14 protein-coding genes are annotated in these 12,696 nt (G+C 68.0%); 12 read left to right on the top strand and 2 right to left on the bottom strand.

Annotated features, from left to right (window positions below; genetic code table 11):
- Positions 1–332 precede the first annotated feature (332 nt).
- From ACIA1L_RS29430 to ACIA1L_RS29405, 6 genes are all read left to right on the top strand, one after another.
- Complete coding sequence (locus tag ACIA1L_RS29430; RefSeq protein WP_396076257.1) at positions 333–1,217, top strand: bifunctional DNA primase/polymerase; 885 nt, start codon at positions 333–335, stop codon at positions 1,215–1,217.
- 427 nt (positions 1,218–1,644) lie between these two features.
- A complete protein-coding gene (locus tag ACIA1L_RS29425) occupies positions 1,645–2,340 on the top strand; it encodes a hypothetical protein (protein WP_396076256.1) in 696 nt (231 codons plus the stop codon).
- Positions 2,341–2,589: 249 nt separating this feature from the next.
- Positions 2,590–2,790 carry a hypothetical protein gene (locus tag ACIA1L_RS29420; protein WP_396076255.1) on the top strand — a complete coding sequence of 67 codons (201 nt, stop codon included), beginning with the start codon at positions 2,590–2,592 and terminating at the stop codon, positions 2,788–2,790.
- A 92-nt stretch (positions 2,791–2,882) separates the two neighbouring features.
- Positions 2,883–4,661: a DNA cytosine methyltransferase gene (locus tag ACIA1L_RS29415; protein ID WP_396076254.1), complete on the top strand. Its 1,779-nt coding sequence runs from the start codon at positions 2,883–2,885 to the stop codon at positions 4,659–4,661.
- A gap of 230 nt (positions 4,662–4,891) precedes the next feature.
- Positions 4,892–5,698 carry a hypothetical protein gene (locus ACIA1L_RS29410; protein WP_396076253.1) on the top strand — a complete coding sequence of 269 codons (807 nt, stop codon included), beginning with the start codon at positions 4,892–4,894 and terminating at the stop codon, positions 5,696–5,698.
- A gap of 217 nt (positions 5,699–5,915) precedes the next feature.
- A complete protein-coding gene (locus ACIA1L_RS29405; RefSeq protein ID WP_396076252.1) occupies positions 5,916–6,254 on the top strand; it encodes an Lsr2 family protein in 339 nt (112 codons plus the stop codon).
- A 271-nt stretch (positions 6,255–6,525) separates the two neighbouring features.
- Here ACIA1L_RS29405 and ACIA1L_RS29400 read toward each other — a convergent pair whose 3' ends face one another.
- Both ACIA1L_RS29400 and ACIA1L_RS29395 read right to left on the bottom strand, forming a co-directional pair.
- The gene (locus ACIA1L_RS29400) at positions 6,526–6,852 is read right to left on the bottom strand and encodes a hypothetical protein (RefSeq protein ID WP_396076251.1); all 327 of its coding nucleotides are present in this window, start codon (positions 6,850–6,852) and stop codon (positions 6,526–6,528) included.
- Complete coding sequence (locus ACIA1L_RS29395) at positions 6,852–7,415, bottom strand: hypothetical protein (protein ID WP_396076250.1); 564 nt, start codon at positions 7,413–7,415, stop codon at positions 6,852–6,854. Before ACIA1L_RS29395 ends, ACIA1L_RS29400 begins: the two co-directional genes overlap by 1 nt.
- A 617-nt stretch (positions 7,416–8,032) precedes the next feature.
- Between ACIA1L_RS29395 and ACIA1L_RS29390 the strand changes: the two genes are divergently transcribed.
- The 6 genes from ACIA1L_RS29390 (at position 8,033) to ACIA1L_RS29365 (ending at position 12,495) form a co-directional block, all read left to right on the top strand.
- Positions 8,033–9,064 carry a hypothetical protein gene (locus tag ACIA1L_RS29390; RefSeq protein WP_396076249.1) on the top strand — a complete coding sequence of 344 codons (1,032 nt, stop codon included), beginning with the start codon at positions 8,033–8,035 and terminating at the stop codon, positions 9,062–9,064.
- The gene (locus ACIA1L_RS29385; protein ID WP_396076248.1) at positions 9,052–9,813 is read left to right on the top strand and encodes a hypothetical protein; all 762 of its coding nucleotides are present in this window, start codon (positions 9,052–9,054) and stop codon (positions 9,811–9,813) included. Before ACIA1L_RS29390 ends, ACIA1L_RS29385 begins: the two co-directional genes overlap by 13 nt.
- Positions 9,814–10,199: 386 nt before the next feature.
- A complete protein-coding gene (locus ACIA1L_RS29380; protein WP_396076247.1) occupies positions 10,200–10,622 on the top strand; it encodes a single-stranded DNA-binding protein in 423 nt (140 codons plus the stop codon).
- A gap of 78 nt (positions 10,623–10,700) precedes the next feature.
- Positions 10,701–11,153, top strand: a complete 453-nt coding sequence (locus ACIA1L_RS29375) for a hypothetical protein (RefSeq protein ID WP_396076246.1) — start codon at positions 10,701–10,703, stop codon at positions 11,151–11,153.
- 513 nt (positions 11,154–11,666) lie between these two features.
- The gene (locus ACIA1L_RS29370; protein ID WP_396076245.1) at positions 11,667–12,188 is read left to right on the top strand and encodes a hypothetical protein; all 522 of its coding nucleotides are present in this window, start codon (positions 11,667–11,669) and stop codon (positions 12,186–12,188) included.
- An 85-nt stretch (positions 12,189–12,273) separates the two neighbouring features.
- Positions 12,274–12,495 carry a hypothetical protein gene (locus tag ACIA1L_RS29365; protein ID WP_396076244.1) on the top strand — a complete coding sequence of 74 codons (222 nt, stop codon included), beginning with the start codon at positions 12,274–12,276 and terminating at the stop codon, positions 12,493–12,495.
- Positions 12,496–12,696: the final 201 nt, after the last annotated feature.

The raw sequence follows: 12,696 nt of genomic DNA, 5'->3' as shown, positions 1-12,696 counted from the left end.
GCCGCACCCGAAAGCCGGCAACCACACCATCCAGCCACACCCGGCCCGCTCGGGTCGTCAGCACAACCTACTGACCCCTCAAACTTAAGGACCTCACCATGCCACCGACGACCATCGGCGTGGCGTCCTACACCGCGCCGCCTCGCCCGTTCAGCGCCGCCACCCCGTGTCGATGTACCGCCGGCCGGCGTCGTTCTGCCCTCGCCGGACAGTTCCAGTTCTTATCCGCGGGGCGGGTAGGACGCCGCACCGAGACTGCCGCCCCGGGACGAGAGGGACGGTGAACGGCCGTGGTCTGTTCGCTTCCGCCGCCCGCAACAGCGCCACCCGCCATGGTAGGGGCATCACTGCTGGCCGCGGCGTTGGGCTACGCCCAGGCCGGGATCCCCGTGATGCCGCTCTACACGCCCCGACCCGACGGCACCTGCGACTGCCGCGACGGCCCCGACTGCGGCTCACCCGGCAAGCACCCCCGGCTCCGCCACGGACTACGCGACGCTCGCACCGACCCGGACGCGGTACGTCGCTGGTGGCGGATGTGGCCTTACGCCAACATCGGTTTGGGCACCGGCACGGTCCTCGACATCTGCGACATCGACACCAACACCGGCCTCGCCGCGATCCTCGACGTCCTCGACGTCGTGCGCCCCGCCGGGCCCCTCGTGCGGTCCGGGCACGGCTGGCACCTGTGGTACGCCGCATCTGGACTACCGTCGCGGGTCGGTGTGCTGCCCGACGTGGACTGGCGCGGCACCGGCGGCCTCATCGTCGCTCCACCCTCGCTGCACTCCACCGGCCTCCGATACACCTTCCAACAGCCCTGGACACCCGGCGAGGCACTACCCGCGTGCCCGCCGTCGCTACGCCGCTTGGTCCTACCTGCGGCGCCCGCGGATGCCGGTGACGGCACCACCACCATCAAACACCTCGGCAGGTACGCCGAAGCCGCCCTGAACGGCGAGATCGAACGCATCCTGCAAGCACCGCGCCCGCACCTGCGCGACGGGCACCGCCTCGCCAGCGGCGGCCGCAATACCGCCCTGAACCTCGCCGCATTCAACCTCGGCCGCCTCGCCGCCACCAACTGCGGCCTCGATCAGACCACCGTATGGCAACGCCTCACCGAGGCCGCCCTGCAGGCCGGTCTCGGCAGAACCGAAACCCACCGCACCATCCGCTCCGGCTGGAATGCAGGGCTCCTCCGCCCGCGCCGCTAGCAACGACCCAGTTCCATCTCGATCCGACCACCGATGAGGGCGCGGATCCCGAATGCTCAGCACCCGGGATCCGCGCGCCCGCTCCGATCCCGCGGTTGTCCACGCCCTGACGTGGAGGCCAACCGTCACCGACCGCGCCGCCGTCGAACGGCGAAGCGCCGGCCCCGTGTAGTGGGTAGGCGGGCTACCGCGGCCCGCTACGGCGGTGCCTGTGCCAGCTGCGACGACCGCATCGGGCGGTACGCCCTCGAGCTACGGCCTACACCACCGCGAACCCGCAGGTCCTACCGGCTCACCTCGGGCGAGCTCTCGCCCTTGAGTTCTGACCGGCGCCTGCGGACGCCGCTCGAGTCGCATATCGCGACTGCAGGGCGGTCGCCCAGAGGCGCCGGCACACACGCTGAAGGCCCCGAGCGAAGGGAACACAATGACCGACCTTCCGCAGGACCACATGAAGGCGATCGACAAACGCGCCGCCCTCACGCCGGGAGAGTTCCGGTGGGGAATGCCGCAGTACCACCGGGCTCGGGTGCCGCTGGCAGTGGCGGATCTACGCGCATACGACAACGGCAGGCTCACGGTCGGCCAGGTGCTCGGCAGAAATTACGCCGAGGTCTATCGGGACTCGAAGCTGGTGGCCCGGATGTGGCTCTACAGACAGGTCATGACGCACCTACGTTTGAGCAAGCTCGATACTGCACTGAACGTGGGCGACGAAATCCTGACCTGGCACCTGGCGGACAGCCAGGACAAGCCGGTGGCCTGGAACGGACCGGACGAGAACGAGTCGACGACGTTCAAGATGCAGACCGCCGTAAGCCGCCAGCAGATGCGGGTGTGGTGCCCGGCCGAGAGCGCCGCCCCGGCTTGGCTACCGCTGACCGGCGACAAGGACAGCCGGATCCTGGTAGAGAAGCTCACCAAGCCGGCCCCGTGGCTGGGCGGGCCGTGGCGGCTGACCGTGCCCTCCCCCGAGGAGGGCGCCACGCACGAGAAGTGGTGCGCGACCAAACACGACGCCATGGCCTACGCCCGGCTGTGGCGGACAGTGCTCGACTACCACGATGCCGTGACCGGCTACTTCAACCGGGTCACGGAACAGTTCGGGCGGTTCCCCCGCTGACGAGCGGGGCGGGACAGACCACGACGATGCAGCGCCGCAACATGCACTTCCTGCACCGTGACTACCCGGATGTGTTCGCCGACCTGGTGTTCCCCGACGACACCTGCCTGGGCGCGTTGGTCGCAGACCTGCCACCCGCCACGGTCGATGCGACGTGCGCTGACGCAAGAACACGTCAGCAGCTCCCCCTGTCCACGGATCACCAGGTCACCGTATCGGACTCAAATCCTCCCTCTGAACGAGAGGTCCATGACCGTGAACACCGCCAACCCTTCACATCCTGCACACCCCGATCCCGGAGACAGCACCGCATCGATCACCGTGTCGGTCAAGCAGTGCTGCGGGATCCTCACGGGCGACGAGTGCGACTGCGCCGCGTTCGCCGCCGAGGCCCTCGTCGTGTTCACCCGCCCGATCATCCTGCCGCCCGCACCCGATCGGCGATCGTAATGGGACGCCTCAAGGCCAGGTCACGCACCGCTACACACCGCCCGGCGAAACGGCGGCGCCGATTTCGTCACGACGCCCCGATCGCCGTCGACATGTTCAGCGGGTTCGGCGGCTTGACCGACGGCATCCGCCAGGCCGGATTCGACACGATCCTGGCGGCGAACCACAACGAGTACAAGACGCTGGTGCACGAGGCGAATCATCCCTACGCCGAGCATTGGATCGCCAACCTGGCGGACCCGGAATCGTCCGACTATCACGGCGCCGCCGACCTGCCGGCTGCGGACCTGCTGGTCGCCGGGATCACCTGCACCAACCACTCCGGCGCCAACACGCAGAAGGCATACGAGCAGGGCCTGACCCTGTTCGACATTGCCGGCGACGAAGAGTATGAGCAGCGTGTCACCCGTTCCGAACGCGACCGGGCCACCGCACTGTGCATCCTGCAGTACGCCGAGAAGCACCACCCGCGGATGATCCTGATCGAGTGCACCACCGAGTTCACCTCGTGGGGTCCGGCCATCCCCGGCCGCAAGAACGTCGGCGATGGCAGCACCTACCGGTGGTGGCGCCTGCAGCTGCGCAACATGAAGTACAAGGGCCGGGGCGTCTACCTCAACAGTCAGTTCTTCGGTGTACCGCAGTCGCGGGACCGGATCTACCTCGCGTTTTGGGACCAGAGCCTGCCCGACCCCGACCTCGACCACCGGCCGGCCACCTACTGCCAGCACTGCGACGACATCGTGCCTGCCGTGTGGACGTGGAAGACCGGCATCCCGCCGACCGGAGTGGTCCGTTACGGCCAGCAGTACCACTACCGATGCCCCCGCTGCCGCCGCGAGATCGTGCCCGCCATGGCCGCATCGATCACGGCAATTGACCTGACCAACCTCGGCACCCGCATCGGTGACCGCGCCAAGCCGCTGGCACCAGCGACGATGGCCCGCGCCGAACGGTGCCGTCGCCGGTTCGCGCAGTTCCCGGCGGTGCTGATGCCCGCCAAGGCCGTGCACGGCACGGAGAAGCATCCGTGGCAGCCGATGGCCACCCAGACCAGTCAACAGGAGACCGCGATCCTGTCCACCGGCACGTCCCCACCGCCGGTGGCGCTGACGGGACATGTCATTGCCGCGCACCGGCACAACGGCGACGGCCAGCACATCGGCCGGCCGATGGACACCGTGACCAGCACCCACGAAAAGGCGATGCTGGTCGCCGCGGTCAACAACTATCAGGGTGTTCCCCGCGGCCTGCACGCGCCGCTGCCGACGCAGGCAGGCTCGGAAACGCTCAGCCTCGTGTCCGGCGGCGTCGTGCCGTTTCGCAAGAACACCGTGCCGACCTCGCATGCCGAGCCGATGCCGACCGTCACGTCGGAGCAGATTCCCGGGCTGCTCACCGCGACCGCCACCGTCAATCATGACCCGGGCGACAATGACCGCAACCGAACCCTTCCCGCTGAAAATCCGGTCCGCGCCGACGGTGCGCTTGCCAACGGCCAAGGTTCCCTGTTCTCCGACTGGTTGGAGCTCGGTGACAGCGCCGACCCGGAGATGCCTCACCAGCCGCGAGGCACGCATGGAGCCTTCCCCACCCCGCGAACGCTCGAACTCCCGGACGCCGAGTGGCGCGCCATGCTCGCAGAGATCGCCCTCGAGGACTGCCACTTTCGGATGCTCGGCCCACACGAGATCGGTCGTGGCTGCGGATTCGACGTGGACTTTCCCGGACATCAAGGCACCTTCGAGGTGTGGGGCAGCGCCCGCGACCAGGTGGACGGGTTCGGCAACGCCGTATCACCCGCCGTCGGCCAGTGGATCGGGTCACGCCTACGCGCCATCCTCGACACCAGCCCGCCCGTCGCAGCATAAGACGCCGCCCGTCTAGTGAGGTCACCACCACACAGGCAACGACGCATACCCACCTGCCCGCATTTCGAAAGAGTGGCCGAGGCAGGCAGACCCCTTCTCTCCCACGATGGAGTTCATCTGCCATGAACATGACCGGAATCGACACGGCGAATAGCACCGGCCCCCCACGTGGACGCGGCCGAAACCCCCATCCAACGCTTCCGCCAGCAGCGGACCGAGGTATGAGGCACATGAGCACCCACACGTTCGAGCTGCTCAACGGCACCGTTACCGCCGCTGCCACCATCCGTCGCAGCGGCACCGTCATCTACCGGCTCGCCGGCCGCGCCACCGGCAGCGTCGCGTTCCTACCGGACGTCCTCGACGACCAGCCAATCCCGGACCGGCTCATCATCCGCTGCGGCGACGGCGACCACCTATTCGCCGCTCGCCTGCGCGACCTGCCGAATTTCGGCGAAGCGACGCTGATCGGCGGCGGGGACGGTATCGACCTGGCGCAGCCTAACTGGTTTCAACAGCTTTGGTTCCAGCCGCATCCCGGGGCCACTCCCGCCTACCGCAGCGCCGCAGCCATCGCGTACGCGCGAGTGGTGATCCAAGCCCTCGCCGCCCACTACCGAACCCTCAACCGAGCGCCGCTGATGCTCGCTGCGGCGCGCCGCACCGCCGACCGGCGCCTGGCCCGCACGTTTCACACCCAGATCCGCCCGGCCAACCGGATGTTCACCGAGGACCGGGCTGCCCTGAGCGCGATGTGGGCGACAGCCGACGGCCTGCAGCAGCTATCCCCGCTGCGGCTGCTGCCCAGCTCACCCGCACGGGACTGCGGGGCAACGATCTCGGCAGATCCGGACGTCTACGTCACCAGCGACGACGACGGTGACTGGCTGACCTGTCCCGCGTGTGACCAGCCCACCGTCACGATCACCGCCGGTGCGGCTCTCGGAGGCCTACTCGCCGCGCACGCCGATCACGCCTGCCCGCGCATCGGATCGCCCTCGCGGGCCGTCCTGATCCCGCATACCGACCCGGCCTGAGTCCCTACCTCCCGGTCTCTCCACACCGCGAAGCCGGGGCCGTGTCCACACCCCATTTCGCGTCGCCCAATGCGCTGCTGTCCGAGTCCGGCAAGGTAGACAGCGTGATTGCCGAGAGCGGCTCGGTTGACCAGCGCCATGCTAATGGCGGGTCGTGATAGTCAGCGCGCATTGCGCATATCCAGTACGGTGGAATTTCTCTCAGGAATGAGGACTCATGGCCAAGCAGATCATCACGCTGTTGACCGACGACATGGACGGCGGCGAAGCTGCCCACACCGTCGAATTCGGCCTCGACGGCGTCAGCTACACCATCGACCTGTCCGAGAAGAACACCGCGAAACTTCGCAAAGTTCTTAGCCCGTACCTGAGCGCGGGTACGCGGGTCGGCCGCAGTGGCGGCACCGGCCGCATCGGTTCGCGCGTCGCTGCGGCCGCCCGGCCGAACCGAGACCAGAACCGCGAAATCCGGCAATGGGCGACCGAGAACGGCTACGAGGTGTCCGAGCGGGGCCGCATTCCGGCGTCCGTAACCGAGGCATTCCACGCCCGCTAATAGACAGACATACTCTCCAACCGGCGCTGCTGCGTTGCCTGGCAACTTACCCCGACCACGGTGACCGCGGCCTCGGCCGTCCTCACCGACCACCGATCCGGGTCTTCGTGTGCACGGGGCGGCCGGGGTATCGGGCATCCTCGCCGTCGTGCAACCGCGCCCGAGCGCCGGATAGTCCACCACGCGAGCCACGCAGACATACATGCCTCGTGCCATGGGCGAGATCGGGCCGCCGGTGAGAATTCAAGGCTTCCGGTTCCGCTCGGGTTGATTACACGTCGCGTCGCCTGATCAGTTCCTGTGTGCCTCGCAGGCGGGCCAGGTGCTGGTCACGCATCGGATCGCCGGGGGCGCAGAGGTCGGCCAGGACCTGGAAGGACTCGGCGGCGGAATCCAGCGCCCCGGCACCCGGATCGATCTCGTCGAGGGCGATCAACATCGGGCCACGCAATTTATGGGCGCGAGCCACCAGCGTCGGGTCGCCGTCCGAAGCGGCCAGCCCCTGCTCGGTCAGGCGCACAACCTCGTACAGGCCCGCAGAGTCCACGTTCGCTCCTCGGCTGTCGAAGCGCACGTACAGCGCCGCAGCGTAGTCCATCAGCCGGACGGCGAGGTTCGGCCGACCCGATCCTGCCTTCTGCACCACGCGTTGGAACGCGCGGACGTACGTGTCGGCCACGCGCGGATCGCGGTCACGTTGTTGCGCGGCGCGGACCGCCGAGGCGTGACCTTGCACGGCGCGCAGGACCACGGTCGGCAAATCTGTTTCTGGCCGCGGCCGATTGCGTCGGCGACTTCGTCGCGGACCATCGGCGGCACGCCCGCCGGGTCCAAGACATGCACGACGACCTGCAGCGCGCCGACGGCCTGACGTTCCTCAATCGGATTGCCGAGCGCGCCGGCGCGGATGCGGTGCAGGACAGCCACTGCCATCAGCGCACCCGGGTCGACCACTTCGGGCAGGTCGGGACCGAGACCGAGGTGCTCGTCCAGCACCACGGAAGCTTCCTCGAGGGCAGCCGTCTCCAGCGCCGCTCTCGGATCCTGCGCGTCGGTGCAGGCCTGTACCCGGCGCTGCAGCCGCTGCGCGGCCGTCTCCGCCGCCGGAGGCGCAGCCGAGGTGGCGGGCCGCCGCTTGCGACCAAACGTGAACCAGGACATGGCGGTTAACCATACGGGGCAAGCCCACTTTCGGCGCCCTGCACAACCCCCTGGGGCGCTGGCCTCGGTACACAACACGCCGACCGCGCGGCCCACAACGCACCGATTTGCGGCGGATTTCGCGCGGCATGCGCGAACCGGGCAGCTCGCCTGCCGCCGATAACGGCCCGGAACACGTGGGCGCCTCTATCAGCGCCAGTGAAGTGGCATGCCATCAGCGGACCGCAGGCGAACGGGATAGCCAGAGGAGCCGCCACTGAGGACCCAAGGTCAGCCCACCGGCGAAGGGGGTTCACAAACCCCGGCAGACCATCTTGGCGGTCTTGTCTCGCTGCGCTCGACGCCAAGATCGTCCGCTCAGGCAGGGTTTGCACCCCCGCCCCCGGCGGGCTCTGACCGGCCCGTCAGCGCGTCACCCCGGCACCCGCACCGCGACGACCTGGACCGGCAACGCCGGCACGGGCCACACGGAGCCACCGCTGTAGCGCAGGACTCTCAAGGTTGCCAGCTCCACGGCGCATGTCCGGTCGATACACCACGGCCAGGACCGCGCTGTGCCGCCTCACCCTTGATTCGCCACGGTGACGCGACCGTCCGCCGCTCTTGGGAGACATCCGATGACCGTAGACGCTCTCACCGCATCTATCGACCCCGACTCCGAAACACCGGTGCATCGCTGCGAACGGTGCGCCGATGTGCAGACCAACCTGGTGTGCAGCTCGTGCGTCTCCTGCAACGACTGCCAGCGGGTGATCCGACAGGACGATGTCCAGGAGACCTTGGACGGCGCAGAGGTCTGCGAGACCTGCCTGTTCACCGCCTACTCGCGCTGCTGGGAGTGCGACGGATGGAACCGCGATGGTGACGACTGCGCCAACGGTTGCGACGATGACGACGACGTGTATTGCGGTGGCCTCATCCGCGAATATGGCTACAAGCCCGGCCCTGACTTCCGCGGTGACGGACCGCTGTTCCTCGGCCCCGAGATCGAGGTCGAGGTCTTCGACGGCGACCTGCGCAGGTGCGCCCAACTCGCCATCGATCATCTCGGAGAACTCGGCTACCTCAAGGAAGACGGCTCGCTACATCACGGCTTCGAGATCGTCACCCATCCCATGAGCTACGACTGGGCAATCGCGCACTTCCCGTGGGACATGCTCGCCGAACTGCAACGCTCCGGCTGCCGCACCAACGACGACACCGGAATGCACGTGCACGTGTCCCGCGCTGCGTTCACCGGCGCTGGTCACATCTATCGGTGGATGAAGTTCGTCTACCGCAACGAGAGCGACGTGATTGCGTTGGCCCGTCGCACGTCCACCCTGTTCGCTGCGTTCAGCGCCGACGCTCGCCGCTCAGTTAAGGACCACGCGAAGGGTGGTTACGGTGACGACCGGCACCACGCCATCAACACCACCAACGCCGCCACGTTCGAGTTGCGCATGTTCGCCAGCTCCCTCGAACCAGCCGAAGTCAAGGCGGCATTAGCGTTCGCCGCCGCGTCCATCGAGTACACCCGCGAGCTCACCGTCGCCGCCATCTGCCACGACCGCGGCTGGACCTGGCAGGCGTTCGTCGGGTGGCTCGCCGAGCACCCCACTTACGCACCGCTGCACAATCACCTGGAGCAGCAGTCATGTGCCTGCTGACCTTCCTGCCCCCGAACGTGACACCCGACCTCGACGCGCTGCACGTCGGCGCCGACTACAACCCCGACGGTCACGGCTTCGCCGTCGTCACCGACAGCAGGATCACCATCGGCCACGGCATGACCGCCGACACGGTGATCGACGCATTCGTCGCGGTCCGGCGCACCCATCCGGGCGGGCCTGCCCTGTTCCACTCCCGCCTGGCCACCCACGGCACGATCGCCGAAGCCAACTGCCATCCGTTCACCGTCGGCGGTGACCCCCGCACGGTCATCGCCCACAACGGAGTCCTGCCCGCCGATGTCCAGCCGCTTCCCGGCGACCCACGCTCCGACACCCGCATCACCGCCGAGGACCTGCTCCCGGCGCTCGATCCGCTGCGGTCGCGCAGCACCCGGCAACGGTTGACCCGGTGGATGACCACCGCGAACAAGATGGTGATCCTGACCGTCGATCCCCGCTCCAAGCAGCAGGCGTACATCCTCAACGAGCAGGAGGGCGTTTGGGACGGCGGCATCTGGTACTCCAACGACAGCTATCAACCCGAGGGTCCGGCGGGGATACGGAGATGGTGGACCGAAGACGAGTGGCCGTTCGAGGAGTGCCCCTACTGCGCGGGCGCCCTGGACGTTGTCCGCGAACGGTGCTCTGACTGCCTGTGGTGCCTAATCTGCGGTGAACTTCCGCAGGAATGCTTCTGCTACGAGCCGGACACGCTCGAACCCGCCGTCACCGCGGCGCGTCGCTGACAGTACCGGCAACACACGTCCCGCGGGTAACACAACCCCGCGTGCCAAGCTCCCCCTGCCGGTGGACTGGTCTCGTAGATCTCCGATCGCCGCCGCGCAAACCGCCAGCCGGCGGCCGGTGCAGGCGAACGGGTTGACCGGAGAAGCCGCCGCTGAGGACCCGAAGGTCAGCCCACCAGCGCCGGGGGTTAGCAAACCCCGGCAGACCATCTTGGCGAACGTGTCTCGCTGCGCTCAACGCCAAGATCGTCCGCTCAGACAGGGTTGGCACCCCCGGCCCCGGCGGGCTCTGACCGGCCCGTCAGCGCGACACCCCGGCACCCGGATCACCCGATCCGCAACCACCAGGGGCGCTCGCACCAGAACCAGCCGAACGGAGCCACACCATGTCGACCTTCAACTTCCACTTCGAGGGCAACCTCGCCGACGACGCGGAATTGTTCACCACCAAGGACGGCACGATCGGATGCCGGCTGAGGGTCCTGCACAACCGACGCCGCCGCACCGACAACGGCTGGGTCGAGACACCGCCGATGGCGGTAGCGGTCACCGCCTGGGAGAAGCTCGCCGAGAACGTGTGCGACCTGAAGAAGGGCGACACCGTGGTCGTCGACACCCGCGACAACCTGTCCTTCCACACCTACCAGCGTCCGGACGGCTCCGTCGGCGCCATCCTGCAAGCCACAGCCGCCTCCGTGGGCGTCTCCTGCCGCTGGAATCCCGCCGAGGCCATCCGGCCCGAACCTGCCGCCGCCGGTTGGGACCCGACCGCCGAGCAGCCGGACGACCGCGAGCCCGCCACCGTCTGACGCGCCCTGCCGGGACCGGCCCACACGGCCGGTCCCGGCACCAGCCAGCCACCTAGCTCTACTTCCGGGGAGTACACCATGGACCAGGCATTCCACTGCACCATCCAGGGCACCGTCGTCGGCAGCACCGAGCTCGGCCACGCCGGCCGGACCGGAATGGCGTATGCCCGATTCCGCATCATCCACCCCACCGGCTACCGCAAGAACGGTCAGTGGGTTCCCACCGCGCCGATGGAGTTCCAGGTCACCTGCTGGACCGAACAGCAGATCCTGCTCGCCCGACGCCTCAAGGCCGGCAACGAGGTCCTGGTCGACGTCAAGAAGATCACCGCGCTCACCCAAGACCGCACCGACGAACCGGTCACCAACCTCACCCCGGCCGGGTTCACCATCCTCGACGCCCCCAAGCCAGCACCTGCGGCTCGCGGGCAACGCAGCGGCGACCTGGTCCAAACCCCCTACGGCGAAACCATCGCCGCCGACGCATGGCCCGACGTGGTCACCGACCTGGAACTAGTGCACCACGGCTGAGACGACAGGCTCGCGGCGACCCAGACAGTCGTCGCGAGCCCGTCCAGTTGTGGCGCGGCGGCAAGCGTCTACACCTGCAGGACCGCCTGAACCGGCACATGGAGCAGGAGAACGCCGCCGAGGACGCCCGGAAGTACGAGAAGGCCCAGCTCCTCAACACGGTGTGGGAGTTCGCCCAGGGCCTCGACCCTGAGCAACGCGGAGCCGTGCTAAACGGCCGATCGGCGAAAGTGCCGACCCCGCGCCAGATGAAAGCGACGGAAGGTGCACCGATGACCGACAAGATGCAGGCCAAGCTCGTACTCGAAGCAGTATGGGAATTCGCCCTCAGCCTCACGCCCGACCAGCGGCAGGCCTTCATGGACGGCCGCATGTCCGTGGCCCTTCTGCCCGGCGCCCACGGGCGCGGGCTGGATCTCATGCTCGACCCGGCTCTACCAGACCCTGCCCGTATCGCATTCACTCCCAGATCGGCACCCCGAGGTGAACGCACCGGACCGTACTGTGTCGGACATGGACGAAGACGACCGCGCTCGCGGAATGAACTACTGGGGCTTGCCAGCCGGCCTGATGATGCTCGGCGTCTTCTGGGCATTGCTCGACCTGTTCGTAGGGGAGACCGGGCCGCCCTGGCTGCACTGGGCGGCCACCCTGGGCGAGGCGGCCTTACCGATCGGTGCAGGAATCCTGTTCCTGCTCAACCCGCTCCACCGCAAAGGACTACCCTCGCGGGACCTCGACCGGTTGAGCGCCAGTGTTCACCAAGCCGACGTCAACCGGCAGACCCGACGCCTACTCGCCGCAGCGCTGGTCTTGGCCTGCATCGCCGTTCCTGCCGGCATCATCCGCGTGGTCATGGCAACTGCCAGTCCCACCAGTAGTGTCGTCCTGCACAGCATCGTGTTCGCTCTCCTAGTGGCGTTGTCGGCGACGCTGGTAGACATGCACGCCGAGTGGCTGGATACGTACACCGCGGGCAAGCTGGCTTGGGTCATCCGCATCTTCCGGCGCATTCACCGCCGACCTACTGCCTGACGATCAGTTCACGCCAGGGGTGAGCTGAGACACCTCTGTCCAGTCCGTCCCTGGCCTGCCCCCTGTGTCGAGAAGAGGCCCCCTCGTGACCCCGGCCTCGAGTACCCGTCATGCGTTGCCCCTGCCCGCACCGTGGCTCACCATCCATGCCGCCGACACCACCGACCAGGTCACCGGCAACGTCCGATACCAATTCCGCGCGGCCCGCGCCGCGGGCACATTGGTCATCGCCTCGGACCTGGACTCTGCCGAGGGCGCTCACAGCGCCCGCATCCGGATCCAACTCGGCGACGGCCACCGGCGGTAGGACTACCGGCGCGACGACCTGCCGGTCATCAACGGCGTCACGCTCATCGGCGGATGCGTCCTCGATCCGGTCGAGTACCTCACCCGCACAGCCGAACGGACCCGGCCGGACTGGCGCCGGCCCACCGCGCCGTACCTCTCGACTGCAGGAGCTGTCCACAGCGGCACCCAAGCACCAGCCAGCACGCGCCGCACCCTCCGC

It is taken from the genome of Actinoplanes sp. NPDC051859, assembly GCF_044452725.1.
Classification (GTDB): domain Bacteria; phylum Actinomycetota; class Actinomycetes; order Mycobacteriales; family Micromonosporaceae; genus Actinoplanes.
The sequence above is the reverse complement of the archived record's forward strand: the minus strand, read 5'-3'. Positions and strand labels throughout refer to the sequence as shown.